The 14,728-nt window shown below is 39.8% G+C and carries 13 protein-coding genes; 7 read left to right on the top strand and 6 right to left on the bottom strand.

Annotation, left to right across the window (positions count from 1 at the left end; translation table 11 throughout):
- Window positions 1–489 precede the first annotated feature (489 nt).
- The 5 genes from AC27JL_RS11155 (at window position 490) to AC27JL_RS11135 (ending at window position 4,972) form a co-directional block, all read left to right on the top strand.
- Window positions 490–735: an OadG family protein gene (locus AC27JL_RS11155; protein ID WP_487195638.1), complete on the top strand. Its 246-nt coding sequence runs from the start codon at window positions 490–492 to the stop codon at window positions 733–735.
- A gap of 11 nt (window positions 736–746) precedes the next feature.
- The gene (gene oadA, locus AC27JL_RS11150; RefSeq protein WP_006794343.1) at window positions 747–2,528 is read left to right on the top strand and encodes a sodium-extruding oxaloacetate decarboxylase subunit alpha; all 1,782 of its coding nucleotides are present in this window, start codon (window positions 747–749) and stop codon (window positions 2,526–2,528) included.
- Between the two features lie 13 nt (window positions 2,529–2,541).
- Entirely contained in the window at window positions 2,542–3,672 is a 1,131-nt protein-coding gene (locus AC27JL_RS11145; protein WP_006794342.1) for a sodium ion-translocating decarboxylase subunit beta, read from the top strand.
- A gap of 139 nt (window positions 3,673–3,811) precedes the next feature.
- On the top strand, window positions 3,812–4,783 hold the full coding sequence (locus tag AC27JL_RS11140; protein ID WP_487195637.1) for an aldo/keto reductase: 972 nt from the start codon (window positions 3,812–3,814) through the stop codon (window positions 4,781–4,783).
- A gap of 12 nt (window positions 4,784–4,795) precedes the next feature.
- Complete coding sequence (locus tag AC27JL_RS11135) at window positions 4,796–4,972, top strand: hypothetical protein (RefSeq protein ID WP_010556537.1); 177 nt, start codon at window positions 4,796–4,798, stop codon at window positions 4,970–4,972.
- Between the two features lie 148 nt (window positions 4,973–5,120).
- Here the strand turns inward: AC27JL_RS11135 and AC27JL_RS11130 are convergent, their stop codons facing one another.
- Complete coding sequence (locus tag AC27JL_RS11130) at window positions 5,121–6,434, bottom strand: peptidoglycan DD-metalloendopeptidase family protein (RefSeq protein ID WP_010556536.1); 1,314 nt, start codon at window positions 6,432–6,434, stop codon at window positions 5,121–5,123.
- Between the two features lie 323 nt (window positions 6,435–6,757).
- On the opposite strand from AC27JL_RS11130, the gene tyrS reads away from it, so the two are divergent.
- Complete coding sequence (gene tyrS / locus AC27JL_RS11125; protein ID WP_006794338.1) at window positions 6,758–7,957, top strand: tyrosine--tRNA ligase; 1,200 nt, start codon at window positions 6,758–6,760, stop codon at window positions 7,955–7,957.
- 67 nt (window positions 7,958–8,024) lie between these two features.
- Here tyrS and AC27JL_RS11120 read toward each other — a convergent pair whose 3' ends face one another.
- The 4 genes from AC27JL_RS11120 to folE2 form a co-directional block, all read right to left on the bottom strand.
- Window positions 8,025–8,969, bottom strand: coding sequence for a cobalamin biosynthesis protein CobD/CbiB (locus AC27JL_RS11120; protein WP_487195636.1), 945 nt, complete (start codon window positions 8,967–8,969; stop codon window positions 8,025–8,027).
- Window positions 8,970–9,677 carry a 5'-methylthioadenosine/S-adenosylhomocysteine nucleosidase gene (mtnN, locus tag AC27JL_RS11115; protein WP_006794336.1) on the bottom strand — a complete coding sequence of 236 codons (708 nt, stop codon included), beginning with the start codon at window positions 9,675–9,677 and terminating at the stop codon, window positions 8,970–8,972.
- Between the two features lie 113 nt (window positions 9,678–9,790).
- Window positions 9,791–10,384, bottom strand: coding sequence for a DUF2726 domain-containing protein (locus AC27JL_RS11110; protein ID WP_006794335.1), 594 nt, complete (start codon window positions 10,382–10,384; stop codon window positions 9,791–9,793).
- A gap of 106 nt (window positions 10,385–10,490) precedes the next feature.
- Window positions 10,491–11,411, bottom strand: coding sequence for a GTP cyclohydrolase FolE2 (folE2, locus tag AC27JL_RS11105; protein ID WP_008130926.1), 921 nt, complete (start codon window positions 11,409–11,411; stop codon window positions 10,491–10,493).
- 214 nt (window positions 11,412–11,625) lie between these two features.
- On the opposite strand from folE2, the gene arcB reads away from it, so the two are divergent.
- Window positions 11,626–13,944, top strand: coding sequence for an aerobic respiration two-component sensor histidine kinase ArcB (arcB, locus tag AC27JL_RS11100; protein ID WP_008130929.1), 2,319 nt, complete (start codon window positions 11,626–11,628; stop codon window positions 13,942–13,944).
- A 7-nt stretch (window positions 13,945–13,951) separates the two neighbouring features.
- Here the strand turns inward: arcB and arcA are convergent, their stop codons facing one another.
- A complete protein-coding gene (gene arcA / locus AC27JL_RS11095) occupies window positions 13,952–14,668 on the bottom strand; it encodes a two-component system response regulator ArcA (protein WP_006794331.1) in 717 nt (238 codons plus the stop codon).
- Window positions 14,669–14,728 lie beyond the last annotated feature (60 nt).

Genomic DNA, 14,728 nt, shown 5'->3' with positions numbered 1-14,728 from the left:
TTGTACACAATAGTTAATGCTAGTTGCGTGCCATGATATATTTTTGTTTAATATCAGTTGTTTATGTGTTTTCTCTGCGTTTTTGAGTTTGCTTGATTGGTAACTTTTACGTTGGGTTGTGTAACTTATTCACACACAAAAATATATCGCCACCGAAAAGCTACTCTTGGTAAGACCAATTAACAAATTTTATTTTCTCTACATTTTATTAGTCACAGTAGGCTTAGTAGAGTACGCAAAAATAGGCTTTGTTTAAACTTTACCTATAGCTTATAGATATAGTGAGTATTTTTTCTGTGTATTATGGGGTGTTGATGAGTAAGGGTTTTTACTGTGGTTAATAAATTTGGTTATATGTTATTTTTATTTTAATTGGTTTTACCAATTTACAATGGCTAGACAAAGGTATTTGTTTTGTTATTATCTAGTGAATAAATATTTAACTAAATCGATTTTTTATTTTTCGATATGGGTTTCAAGGGGAGAAGAATGGATATAGGTGCTGTACTTGCAACTGCTGGTAGCTTAATGCTAACAGGAATGGTTGGGGTGTTTGTCTTTCTTTCAATATTAATTGGCGCAGTTACAATTATGTCTAACTTGGTGGCGCGTTTTAGCCCTGCTGACGTTGCGACTCCAGTTAAATCACCATCATTTAAATCTCAAGGTGTGCCAAATGAGCACATCGCTGCTATTAGTGCTGCCATTGCTCAGTACAAATCAAATAACAAATAAGGGGCTCACACATGGCTAAATTAAAATTAACAGAATTGGTTCTACGTGACGCTCATCAGTCATTACTTGCCACTCGTATGCGTTTAGACGACATGCTACCGATTGCCAGCAAACTAGATGATGCAGGTTATTGGTCAATTGAGTCGTGGGGCGGGGCAACATTTGATTCGTGTATTCGCTATTTAGGTGAAGATCCATGGGAACGTATTCGTGCGCTAAAAAAAGCGATGCCAAACACTAAACAGCAAATGCTATTACGCGGTCAAAACTTATTAGGTTACCGCCATTATGCTGATGATGTAGTTGAAAAGTTTGTAGAGCGCGCACATAAAAATGGTGTTGACGTGTTCCGTATTTTTGATGCAATGAATGATGTGCGTAACTTAGAAACTGCGATTAAAGCGGCTGTAAAAGTAGGTGCTCATGCTCAAGGTACTATTTCGTACACGGTAAGCCCTGTTCATACACTTGATATGTGGTTAACTTTAGCTAAGCAATTAGAAGAGCTTGGCTGTCATTCAATTTGTATTAAAGATATGGCGGGTTTATTAAAACCGTACGATGCAGAAGAGCTTATAAAAGCGCTTAAAGAAACGGTGTCTATTCCAATCGCTATGCAGTGCCATGCTACAACAGGTTTAAGCACCGCTACATATCAAAAAGCTATTGATGCCGGTATTGATATGCTTGATACCGCTATTTCTTCTATGAGTATGACTTACGGTCACTCAGCAACAGAAACAATTGTAGCGATTGTTGAAGGTACCGCGCGCGATACCGAACTCGATTTAAACCAACTTGAAGAAATTGCTGCTTACTTTAGAGATGTACGTAAAAAATACGCTGCATTCGAAGGTAGCCTTAAAGGGGTTGATGGACGAATCTTATTGGCTCAAGTACCTGGTGGCATGTTAACTAACATGGAAAACCAGCTTAAAGAGCAAGGTGCAGCCGATAAGCTTAACGAAGTGTTACTTGAAATACCGCGTGTACGCGAAGATTTAGGCTTTATTCCACTTGTTACGCCAACGTCGCAAATTGTAGGTACGCAGGCAGTACTTAACGTATTAACCGGTGAGCGTTACAAAACAATCACAAAAGAAACCGCAGGTGTATTAAAAGGTGAGTACGGTTTAACTCCAGCTCCAATGAACAAAGAGCTACAAGAGCGAGTACTTGATGGTAGCGACGTTATTACGTGTCGCCCAGCTGACAATATTGCGCCTGAACTTGAAACGCTTGAAGCTGAGCTATTAAAAGAAGCGCAAGAACAAGGTTTAACACTCGCTGATGATAAAATTGACGACGTACTTACTTATGCACTGTTCCCGCAAGTTGGTTTGAAGTTTATCAAAAACCGTAACAACCCAGATGCGTTTGAACCAGTCCCTAGCGTAGAAGATAATTCAAGTAAGTCACCAGCTAAGGTGTCAGCCAAAGGTAACAGTGTTAAGGCTGAGCAATATAGCGTTAAGGTAGACGGTAAGGTTTACGACGTTGTCGTAGCGCAAGGCGGTGAGCTTAAAGAGGTAACGTTAAAAGATTCTGAGCACTTACCTCAATCTGCTTCAGTGGCTTCGGGTGAAACGTTAAATGCACCTTTAGCAGGTAATATTTTTAAAATAAAAGTAAAAGCCGGCCAAGTTGTAAACGAAGGTGATGTTGTTGTGATTATGGAAGCCATGAAAATGGAGACTGAAGTTCGCGCAATGCATACTGGTACCATTGCTGAAGTGCTTGTGTCTGAGGGTGACTCAGTGACCACGGGCGACGCAATTATTGCGCTGGCTTAAGGAGTAAATGTAAATGGAAGGTCTTTTAAACCTTTGGCAGGCTACTGGCCTTGCTAACTTTACGTTTCCTGGTTTGGTGATGATTGCAGTAGGCTGTTTGTTATTGTTTTTAGCGATATCTAAAAACTTTGAGCCACTGCTTTTATTACCAATTGGCTTTGGCGCGATATTAACTAATATTCCGGTTGCTGGACTATCAGATCCTGGTGGGCTTTTATACTCAGTTTACTATGTGGGTATAGATACCGGTATTTTTCCACTATTAATATTTATGGGGGTTGGTGCACTTACTGATTTTAGTGCGTTAATAGCAAACCCTCGTATGTTATTGTTGGGAGCTGCGGCTCAGTTTGGTATTTTTGCGACCTTATTTGGCGCAATTCTACTTAACTTTATTCCGGGTTTTGAGTTTACCCTTCAAGATGCATCGGCTATTGCTATTATTGGTGGCGCTGACGGTCCAACGGCAATATTTTTAGCCTCAAAATTAGCGCCTGATTTATTAGGTGCCATTGCGGTAGCGGCTTATTCATACATGGCGCTAGTTCCAATTATTCAGCCTCCTATTATGCGTGCACTCACAACACCAGAAGAGCGCCAAATTAAAATGCCTGAGCTACGTAAAGTATCTAAAAAGGAAAAAATTATTTTCCCACTTATGGTGCTTACTGCAACAGCCATGTTTTTACCAGCGGCAATACCGCTAGTAGGTATGTTCTGTTTGGGTAACTTAATGCGTGAGTCGGGTGTTGTTGACCGCTTAAGTAACAGTGCGCAAAACGAAATTATCAATATAACAACTATATTTTTAGGATTGGCGGTTGGCTCTAAGCTCGCTGCAGATGACTTTTTGACAGTAGAGACTATTGGTATTTTAGTGCTGGGTGCGCTTGCTTTTGGTATTGGTACAGCATCAGGTGTGTTTATGGCTAAAGGCTTAAATAAAATATCTAAAACACCTATCAACCCGTTAATTGGTGCCGCTGGTGTGTCAGCCGTTCCTATGGCTGCGCGTGTAGTTAATAAAGTAGGGCTTGAAAATAACCCACATAACTTTTTACTTATGCATGCAATGGGCCCTAATGTGGCGGGCGTTTTAGGCAGTGCTGTTGCTGCAGGTATTTTGTTGGCACTTGTTGGCTAAATTGAGATTTAATTTCAACCAACCATTGAGCGCAGTTTACTGCGCTTTTTTTTGTCCGAAACTTCTGTTCGTTAATGGTTTCTTGTTTTGAAGTTTTTGTTTAAAGTGGTGGCTCTTCGCAATTTTAAGGATAGTCATTATGCTTCACACTCCATTAGCTCACTACTTACCTAATGTTAGTAAACTTGTATTTGGATGTATGGGGTTGGGAGGCGGTTGGAATAAAGACCCGATTACCAGCACGCACCTTAAACAAACCCACGAGTGCATTGATAACGCGATTGAAGGCGGTATTAATTTTTTTGATCACGCAGATATATACACTTTTGGCAAAGCAGAGCAGGTATTTGGTCAAGCACTCAGTGAGCGCCCAGAGCTGAGAGAGCACATATACATTCAGTCTAAATGCGGTATAAAGTTTGCTGATGAAAAAGGGCCTAAGCGATATGACTTTTCAGCCGATTGGATTGAACAGTCTGTAGAAAACTCACTTAAGCGATTAAATACGCAATACCTTGATGTACTCATGTTACATCGCCCAGATCCTTTGATGGAAGTTGATGAAGTTGCACGTGTATTTAGCTGTTTAAAAGAAAGTGGCAAAGTAAAACATTTTGCCGTATCAAACATGCAGCAACACCAAATGAACTTTTTGCAGCATGCTCTTGATATGCCTATTGTAGCTAACCAAATAGAGGCCAGCTTACAAAAACATCAATTTATAGATGAAGGTTTGTATGTTGGTAATAGCGACGGTAAAGACATTAACTTTACGCCTGGTAATATTGAATATTGCCGCAGCTTTGACATTCAAATACAAAGTTGGGGGAGCTTGTGCCAAGGTTTGTATACCGGCGGTGATTTATCAAATGCGTCGCAAGCCGATATCAACACAAGTATTTTAGTAAATAAACTTGCTGCAATTTATGGTACCTCTGCAGAGGCTATTGTACTTGCATGGCTATTGCGCCACCCAGCGTCGATTCAACCCATTATTGGCACTACTAATGCTAAGCGTATTAAGGCATCGTGTGAGGCTATAAATGTTCATTTAAGCCGAGAGCATTGGTATGCCTTATACGAAAGCGCTAAAGGCTGCGAAGTACCATAAAAAGGGTTTTCAATGAATGTAATTATTATTTTAGTTTGTTTATTTGTAGCATTGGCATTACTGATCCCATTACTTGAAAAGTATCAAAGCAAAATGGGGCTGGAAGGGGCAACAAAATACAGCAAATATATTTGGCCATTAGTGATGGGGTCTTTAGTTATCCAGCTTATTTATGTGTTAATGAATTAGGCGTGTATCGCTATTGTAGGAAAATTAAGATTAGTAGCCTTTAATATAGAGCACCCTGTGTGAGCTAACTATTGTTAATAAATAAAAAGCACAAAAAAGCCCTTGTAGGTTAAACCTGCAAGGGCTTTTTAATACAGTGATAGCCTGATTACTTAAGTGCCAGTTGTAACTCGCGGTTACGCTCTAACTGAGCAATAAAGTTATCAGCAATAGGTTTAAACTTAGCAAGCTCAGAGCGTGGTAAAGGCTCTGATTTTGGTAATTTAACCGTTTTAGGGTTACGGTGAACACCGTTAACTAAAAACTCATAATGTAGATGCGCGCCAGTTACACGACCTGTAGCACCTACAGTACCAATTTTATCACCTTGTTTAACCTTTTGACCTGTTCTAACAAGCTTTTTATTAAGGTGTAAATACTTAGTGACATACTGTGTGCCATGGCTAATAAATACATAGTTGCCGTTGTACTTGCTGTAACCTGCCTTAACAACCTTACCATTACCCGATGCAACAACAGGCGTACCAGTTCGTGCAGCGTAATCAATACCACGGTGTGCTTTTACTTGCCCAGTAACTGGGTGTAAGCGACGTGGATTAAAACTCGAGCTAATATACTTAAAATTAACGGGGGCACGTAAAAATGCTTTTTTCATACTGCGGCCTTCTGGGGTGTAGAAGTTTCCATCAGTATGTCTAATTGCTGTAAAGCGCTGTCCTTGGTTAATAAACTCAGCCGCTATAATTTTACCAGTACCTATAAATTCGCCTTCAACATAGTGAGACTCGTAAATTAAGCCAAATTGATCGTTTTTACGAATGTCGTTAGCAAAATCCACATCCCAGCCAAAAATGTCAGCAAAGTTCATAATTTGGCGTTCGCTTAAACCCGCTGCAATTGCAGAAGTCCAAAAGTTGCTAGAAATTTCGCCGCCAGCTGTTTTGGTCAGGGTTTCTATTTCTTTACTATCTATCGCTGTATTGTAGTTACCTTCGTCGTCTAAGGTTACATACAGCGTATCTGTTTTAGAAATAACGTAACGCAATTGTTCAAGTGCGCCGTCTTTACCTGTTGCAAAGCTCAGTACTTCGCCTGGGTGAATTTTAGTTAGCTTGCGGGTTTCTGCGTTTGTGTTGATTAGTTTATGAAGCGTTTGCGCTGAAAAGCCCGCGCGTTTAAATATAATTGCTAAGTTGTCACCCGTTTTTACTTTGTGGTCGACTAAATCATACTCTGGAAGCTTTTCTGCTGCTTGCTCTGAGTTTAACTCGGTAAGTTTTTCGTTGTCATCGACTTTAACTTGAAGCTCGTAGCGTTTGCCAATCTCTAATGCATTTGCATTGTTGTCTTTGGACGCTGTTGCTTTCTCAGATGGAAGAAACGTTAAAGCGGCAATAGCAGAAACCAAACATAAGATAAGCAATTTGTGTTTTTTGGGGAGGGTATTAACCACGTGAACCATAACGTGCCTTTTTCTGCTGTCAAGATAATAAATACATAATATTGCAGGATATACCTAATATTGTGCGAATACCAGTGCTTTGTAGATTTTAAATCGCGCTGAATTACGCTAAAATCGGGCTTTATATGCCTTTTTAGCGCTTAATTTATCTCAGACTGTGCGCATTTTATTTAGTTGCATTAATCACTTAAAAAGTTGTTTTAATTAGGTAGAAATTTGTTATGTTAGTTGCACATATAAGTTTGATTTAGCCCTTGTTAAACTAAGGTTATACAAAACAACTAGTAGCCCTCTTTGTTGGCAGAATTTTGGAGTAATAGACTGTGGATTTACAAACCGCTCTTGCAGAGATAAAACGCGGTGCAGAAGAAATATTAATTGAAGACGAGTTAGTTGAAAAACTAAAGTCGGGCAAAAAGTTAAAAATCAAAGCGGGTTTCGATCCAACAGCGCCAGATTTACACTTAGGGCACACAGTACTAATTAATAAAATGAAAACTTTTCAAGACTTAGGTCATGAAGTTATTTTCTTAATTGGTGATTTTACAGGAATGATAGGTGATCCAACCGGTAAAAATGTGACGCGTAAACCGCTTACCCGCGAAGATGTTCTTGCCAATGCTGAAACGTATAAAGAACAAGTTTTCAAAATTCTAGATCCGGCAAAAACAACCGTTGCTTTTAATTCAACGTGGATGGAAAAGCTGGGTGCTGCAGGCATGATTAAATTAGCTGCAAACCAAACAGTTGCGCGTATGCTTGAACGTGATGACTTTAAAAAGCGTTACAATGGCGGGCAGCCAATTGCAATACATGAATTTTTATACCCGTTAGTGCAAGGTTGGGATTCGGTTGCATTAGAATCTGACGTAGAACTGGGTGGTACCGATCAGCGCTTTAATTTACTAATGGGTCGTGAGCTTCAAAAAGTTGAGGGCCAAAAGCCACAAACTGTTTTAATGATGCCATTACTTGAAGGTACTGACGGCGTTCAAAAAATGTCTAAATCTTTAGGTAACTATATTGGTATTACTGATGCACCAAATGACATGTTTGGTAAAGTTATGTCGATTAGTGATGTATTAATGTGGCGCTACTACGATTTACTAAGTGGTCTTTCGATTGAGCAAATAGCAGCACAAAAAGAACGTGTAGAGCAGGGGACTAACCCGCGCGATATCAAAATTGAACTTGCTAAAGAGCTAATTGCACGTTTTCATAGTGAAGAAGATGCACAAGCTGCGCACAACGATTTTATTCAACGCTTTCAGAAAAAAGCGCTGCCAGATGAAATTCCTGAGCTGACAGTAACCATTGCAGAAGACACTATTTTAATCGCTAACTTATTAAAAGAAGCTAATTTAGTTGCAAGCACATCAGAAGCGATGCGCATGATAAAACAAGGTGCAGTTAAACTGAACGGTGAAGAAAAAATCACTGATACCAAACTAGAAATAGCAAAAGGCACAACCGCTATTTATCAAGTAGGTAAACGTAAGTTTGCAAACATTACCGTAGCTTAAGTGTGTGGGTAATAAAAAAAACCAGCTTAGGCTGGTTTTTTTATACTCAATTTTTACTAAGTAAAGCTCAAATGCTTTTTAGAATTTCAATACACACAATAACGAGTACCCAAAAGGCGCGCGCCTGATTAAGCCGATTTAAAACCGCTGGTACATCGTCAGCGTTAGGTAACCTATCAGTACCAACCCGCATTTTGTTATGCCGCTTATTAAAGTACATAGCGGGTCCACCTAGTTGCACGCCAAGTGATGCAGAGCATGCACTGAGTAACCAGCCTGTATTTGTTTGATAGAAGTGTTGGCCATAGTGTTTTATGTAGTGAACACTTTGCTTTGTGGCCTTACTCGCAGCAATTGTGAGTGTAAGTAAACGCACCGGGATATACTCAATAACAAATAAAACAAGCTTTAATGGTTTTAAAAATTCGCTGTTTGGTGAAATATCACCACGCCATGCTTGCTGCATCAAGGTAAGTAGTCGGTAACCAAGTGCTGCAACTGGCCCTAAAAGTAAAAAAACAAATATAACCACAAAGTAATAACGAGCAGTACGAAGTATTAAGCTTTCAATGAGGGCTTTAATAATTCCTGTGGTTGAAAGCTTGCTGACTTCACGAGCAAGCAGTGGTTTTAATAGCTCGCGTGCGGCTGACTTTTGGTTTTGTTTAGTGAGCTTTGCAATACGAAGGGCTTTTTTATTGAGGCTTTGGCTTTCAAGGCAAAGATATAAAATAAGGCCTGCAAGTAGCTCTGGGTAAAATGCAAATTCAAGTAGCAATGTAACAATTAGTAAAACAACACTGAGCACCAGTACGCTTGCAAGTATGGCTGCTAAATAGTGGTATCTGTTTGTATTTTGTTTATTATAAATACGTTTGCCTATGGCGCTAAATACAGCCACTAAAACGGTATTCGGATGGTACCAACTAACGAGTGGTAAAAAGCGCTCAGCAAGGAGCGCTATTATAAATACAATAAAGTCCAAATGGTTTTGAACAATATTGCTAAGCATTTACAGTGTTACAGCTGTTAGCTTTTCAAGCAGAGCAACAACCATTTTAGATGAGTTGATTGATGCTGTTTCTAAGTATTCTTCAAACGACTGTGGCGATTCTTTGCCAGCAATATCAGACATTGAACGAATAACAACGAAAGGAGTTTCAAGCGTATGACAGGTTTGCGCAATAGACGCACCTTCCATTTCTACAGCAAGCATTGAAGGAAAGTCGCTGCGGGCTTTATCAATACGAACAGGGTCACACATAAAGGTATCGCCAGTACAAATAAGGCCCACTAACGTTTTAACTTCGCTAATTTGTGCAATAGTTTGCTCGGCTGCTTCAACTAATTTAGGGTGTGCAGCAAAACCTGCAGGCATTTGTGGTACTTGGCCAATTTCGTAACCAAATGCAGTTACGTCAACATCGTGGTGACGAACTTCTGACGATATGACGACATCGCCAACACTTAATGATGGATCAAAACCGCCAGCAGAGCCGGTGTTAATTACGCAATCAGGCTTAAAATTATCAATAAGTAATGTAGTTGCAATGCTTGATGCTACTTTACCAATACCTGATTGAACAAGAGTTACTGTGCAGCCCGCTAATTCACCAGTGTAAAATGTAAAACCTGCTTTAGTTAAAATAGCTGGGTTTTGCATTGCTTCACGCAAAATTTTAACTTCTGGCTCCATTGCGCCAATAATACCAACATTCATAGTGTTTGATTCCTGAGTTTGAATAGCTTGATTATACGTGAAGTTAGCAATAAAAAACAAAAAAGCGAGACATTTAAAATGCTCGCTTTAATGCAAATTTAGTCACCTGATAATTATATTTCGGCTAATGCTGTTGAATGGGCTTTAGCTTGTGAGGGAGATAAAACAGCAGGTTTGTGAACTCGGTTACGTAATGGGCGCTGTGCTGTTGGTGCTGGTTTACCCAGTTTGAACATAATGGCATCGCGTACTTCTGATGGGCGATAGCCCGCTTTTACCTTCATGCGAATGTGTGGAATGCCTGCAGCTTCTAAGGCGCCATTTACAAACCAGTCGCGCTGGGCTTTGTGGCCATCTTTATTTGCGTTATTTACTAAATCAACAGCTGCTACGATGGTCATTTTTTCTTTGTCGATTAACACAAAATCAAGCTGCTTATTTTTGGCTTTAGCAATAGCGGCACGTTTTGATTTAGGTGATAAACCTTCTTTACAGTCGATCACATCAATAAGCTTAACTCGACTCACTATTTTATATTGATCGCCAATAGCGCGTTCTAACAGGTTTAAAAAGGCGCTTTCTACTTGCGTAAATACACTTTGTTTACGTTTAAAAGGATAAGGATTACCGCCGTCGTCACTAAATTTTGACGCGGCAATTGATGCACCTACCACTAATACTAAAATCGACAATAAAGCGAATTCCATACGGTAACTCCATAACAACAAATTGACACTGCTTTGTTAAAGCAAGTACCGTGCCCAAATATTGTATGTGATTTACCGAATGGTGATTTAAGTTAACGCAGGTGTTTTATGCCTTATACCCGCCATTAATACCTTTAACAGCAACAGCCACAGCGTCGTGGGCGTGAAGCGATTCGTAATGGTTTATTTGTAGCCAGTAATCTGCGTAACCGTCTGTTTCTAATATTGCTTTAATTTTACGCGCGGCATCTTCGCAGAACATTAAATTTTGCCCATTTAAACGGGCAAATTCTTGTTCATCTTCACGCTTTACTGCCGCTTGCACTGGCGTTTTAAGCTCGCCTTCAAGGGTGTTTATTAAGTTAACTACATCAAACTCATTAATGTTGCTATTGAGTTTAACTTTTACGTTAGCAATTGAGCGCTGCGAGTGAGGAGTTGCCACAATGCCTTGTGTTGTGCCAAGCCACTCAAGTACCTCTTTTTGGTTGAGCGTGTCTTGGTTAAATTTTTCGCTAAATGCATTTTGTATTAGCTGGCGTGCAAGAGCCGCCGAGCAAGGGCAAGTTGATGAATAGGTAACATCAACGGTTAGCTCGTAACTAATGATATTATTTTCAATTGTACTTGTAAGTGTGATTGGATAGCTTTTCCAGCCAGCTTTGCCACTCAATAGAGACTTACGGCGAAGTGGTAGCTCAAATTTAAACTCAATCTGTGCCTTATTACTCAACCCTTCATGGCTAGATATAAACGTATTTAGTGCTTGGCTAATTGTTTGAGGATTTACTTGTTGCTCTGTTGAGAGTAAATCAAGCGCTAAAAATAAGCGCGACATATGAATGCCTTTGGCGTCTTCTTTGTGCAAGTTAACAAATGCGCGGGCTTTGGCATTAACAGTAACAGGGCTTAAATCACGCGATTCAAAAATAAATGGCAGTTCAATTTCACCCATGCCAACCCAGTCTAATTTACCTGTTTGTAATGCAGGAGCGGTGTCAGCTATATCGGGCATATTGGTTTGCATGCTATGTTACTCGTTATTGGCAATGATAAGGCGCGTTATTTTACACGAAATAATCAATGGCTGAAACGAGGACTTTACTGCCCGCTAAAATTGCGTATGAATATTTTCTGTTTTTGTCGCACAACATGAAAATAGCGAATAGAAAAATGCTAAAATCTGTAAATAGCATTGCCTTTCTTATATTTAAGCAAACAGCAAAGAGATAAAACTACGTATGACCGATTATTCTTTGAGCCCTTGGGTTCGGGTGCTTTCAAGTTCAATAGCGCGATTTGGTGAATTAAAAACAGCTGCCATTTGTTACGCTTTATTTTTAGCAGCGTCTCTTATTTTATCGAGCATGTTTTACTACGTAGCTATAGGCGAATTGTTTCTTGTAGATATTTTGGCCGTGGTATTTTTTTCAGCTGTTGTGTCACCTTTAATTATAAGCGTACTTATTAATTCAATTCGTCAGTTAGATGCTTCCTACGCCTACTTAGATAGCGCAACTAAGCAAGAAAAACTATTAAACCAAACACTTAAAGATAATATTAGTCGGCTTAATATTGAAATAGATGAACGTAAAATGGCTTTTCATGCTAAGCATCGCGCCATTGAAGAACTGCGTAGAGAAATTGCCGAGCGTAAAAAAACACAGCAAGAGCTTGCTCAGCAAAGCATGTTGCAACGCTCAATTGTTGATTCATCCCCCGATCTGTTTTATTACCGCGATAACAATGGGGTGTTTGCTGGCTGCAATAAAATGTTTGAAGAAGTAATGGGTAAATCAAGCCGTGAGCTTATAGGTAAAACGGTTGAACAAATATTCCCAAACGACTTTTTATCTGAAGTATTGCGCACAGACAAAGAGGTAGAGCAAACTCACAAAGCACTCACCATCGATGTAGGTTATGAAGTTGATGGTGCAACGCGCTGGTTTGAGCTACGAAAACTTCCCTTTATAAACGATGAAGGCGACTACATAGGTTTACTTGGTTTTGGGCGTGATATTACGAGCCGTAAAGAAGCGGCTGAGGCGCTTGAAACCGCATATAAAGATAAAGGGAAATTTATAGCCACATTAAGCCATGAGTTGCGTACCCCGCTTAACGGCATTGTGGGCTTAACACGTATGTTGCTCGATACCGATCTAAACAAGCAGCAACGCAGTTGGTGTAACACGGTTTTTTCAAGTGCTGAAACGCTCGGTAATATTTTTAACGACATTATAGATTTAGATAAAATAGACAGAGAGCAGCTCGATATTGCCGCCAACTCTATTAATGTATCTGATTTTATAAACGATGTTGTGAATTTTGCAGGGTTAATAACTGAGCAAAAAGGGCTTGAGTTTGATATTGAGCGAAATGGCATGCTTGATATATATGCACTGCTTGATCCTACTCGTTTACGCCAAGTGGTTTGGAACCTGATAAACAATGCAGTGAAATTTACCCAGCATGGCAAAGTCACACTCGAATGTAGCCGTGAAAATCGCCCTGAAGGCCCATGGTTAGTTATTAAAATCTCAGATACAGGGCAAGGTATTCCACAAGAGCAGCTTTCTCGTATTTTTGACATGTACTATAAAGCACCTGATTTACAAGGCACTAATGCAATAGGTTCAGGTATTGGTCTTGCGGTAACTAAAGCGCTAGTCACGGCTATGAAAGGCAGTATTACAGTAAACAGTACAGAGGGTGAGGGCAGTTGCTTTACAGTGCAAATACCGCTGAGCTTATGTATTGCGCCTACAGAGCAAAGCTATGTTGGCCGAGAGCTTTATATTTTACTCGTTGAAGACGTACCACTTAACGCCGAAATAGCCACTAATTTATTGGAGCAACGCGGACATGAAGTGCTATGGGCTGAAACGGGCGAAGATGCACTTTCGTTTGTTGATACCGAAGACGACCTAGATTTAGTATTACTTGATATGCAGCTACCCGATATAAATGGCGATGAAGTTGCAAGACAAATTCGTGCTGATAGCCACTTTGATAACCTGCCTATTGTTGCACTAACCGCTAATGTGAGAAGTGCAGAAGAAGAGCTTGAAGGTATTTCTATTCAAGGCGCTTTAGCTAAACCTATTAATACAGTAAAGCTTGATAAAATGCTCGCTGACTTATTTGATATTAAGCAAGCTCAATGCAACGAGCCACAGCTAAAAGTAACTGACGAAGCACTTAAAAGTATTGATGCGCATTTGCTAGATATTGAAACAATAGAAGACTTTGTTAATTCTATGGGGTTAGTTGTGTTTAGGCGCAGCAGTCAGTTGTTTGAAAAGCTAAATCCGCAATATCAACAAGAACTGCTTACGTCATTAAATACAGGCGACAGGGAAGAGTACAAATCGGTTGCGCATAAGCTTAAAGGTGCCGCAGGTTCTGTTGGTTTGAACGATGTTCAACTGCATGCAAAAGTAATGGAATATGGCGCGATAGATGAGAGTGATGAAGTGCTTGAGGAGTGGCTGCTGGTGTTGGCAGATAAAATAAATGAAGGACAACGTGCCCTTCATTTATTTCTACAGCAATTAGAATAAACGCTAATTAGCTGTCGATTTTACCAATAAAGCGGTAGCCTTCACCATGAATGGTGCTGATAAGCTCTGATGTAGAATTATCGCTTTCAAAATGCTTACGAATACGGCGAATAGTTACATCAACAGTACGGTCGTTTGCACGTAGCTCACGGCCTGTCATATGTTTAATTAGTTGTTCACGGCTAAAAATACGACCTGGAGAATCAAGCATTAATCGCAGTGCTCTGTACTCACCTTTAGGCAAGCGCTTAGCATCGCCATTAGGAGATGTTAAACAGCGGCTATTTTCGTCTAATTCCCAACCGTTAAATGTAATAACACCATTAGTTTCAAGCGCTGATTCATCATCGCTTAGGCCAGTACGTGTAATAAGGTTACGCGCTCTAATAGTCAATTCACGAGGGTTAAATGGTTTAGTAATGTAATCATCAGCGCCAATTTCAAGCCCTAAAATACGATCAACATCGTTATCACGACCTGTTAAGAAGATAAGGCCTACTTTGCGTTTTTGGCGTAATTCACGGGCTAATATAAGGCCGTTTTTGCCTGGAAGATTGATATCCATAACTACGAGATTAACGTCGTCGTTATTTGTAAGCTTGTCATGCATGTCATCGCCATCAATGGCTTCAATAACTTTGTAACCTTCAGCTTCAAATAAACTAACGAGGTTTAGTCGAGTTACGTCTTCATCCTCTACGATTAGAATGACTGGCGTTTGCATTATTAATTAACCTTTTTGGAATATTTTATTTACAAAAAATCGGTATTTAGTATAAATCCG

The organism is Pseudoalteromonas sp. 4NS20-0020 (genome assembly GCF_057554385.1).
The sequence above is the reverse complement of the archived record's forward strand: the minus strand, read 5'-3'. Positions and strand labels throughout refer to the sequence as shown.

Excerpts from the sequence above, each read along its gene's own strand:
- AC27JL_RS11110 (WP_006794335.1), bottom strand. The coding sequence starts at position 10,384 with ATGGAATTCGCTTTATTGTCGATTTTAGTATTAGTGGTAGGTGCATCA.
- AC27JL_RS11155 (WP_487195638.1), top strand. The coding sequence starts at position 490 with ATGGATATAGGTGCTGTACTTGCAACTGCTGGTAGCTTAATGCTAACA.
- arcA (WP_006794331.1), bottom strand. The coding sequence starts at position 14,668 with ATGCAAACGCCAGTCATTCTAATCGTAGAGGATGAAGACGTAACTCGA.
- AC27JL_RS11140 (WP_487195637.1), top strand. The coding sequence starts at position 3,812 with ATGCTTCACACTCCATTAGCTCACTACTTACCTAATGTTAGTAAACTT.
- AC27JL_RS11135 (WP_010556537.1), top strand. The coding sequence starts at position 4,796 with ATGAATGTAATTATTATTTTAGTTTGTTTATTTGTAGCATTGGCATTA.
- mtnN (WP_006794336.1), bottom strand. The coding sequence starts at position 9,677 with ATGAATGTTGGTATTATTGGCGCAATGGAGCCAGAAGTTAAAATTTTG.
- folE2 (WP_008130926.1), bottom strand. The coding sequence starts at position 11,411 with ATGCAAACCAATATGCCCGATATAGCTGACACCGCTCCTGCATTACAA.
- oadA (WP_006794343.1), top strand. The coding sequence starts at position 747 with ATGGCTAAATTAAAATTAACAGAATTGGTTCTACGTGACGCTCATCAG.
- arcB (WP_008130929.1), top strand. The coding sequence starts at position 11,626 with ATGACCGATTATTCTTTGAGCCCTTGGGTTCGGGTGCTTTCAAGTTCA.
- AC27JL_RS11120 (WP_487195636.1), bottom strand. The coding sequence starts at position 8,969 with ATGCTTAGCAATATTGTTCAAAACCATTTGGACTTTATTGTATTTATA.
- AC27JL_RS11130 (WP_010556536.1), bottom strand. The coding sequence starts at position 6,434 with ATGGTTCACGTGGTTAATACCCTCCCCAAAAAACACAAATTGCTTATC.
- AC27JL_RS11145 (WP_006794342.1), top strand. The coding sequence starts at position 2,542 with ATGGAAGGTCTTTTAAACCTTTGGCAGGCTACTGGCCTTGCTAACTTT.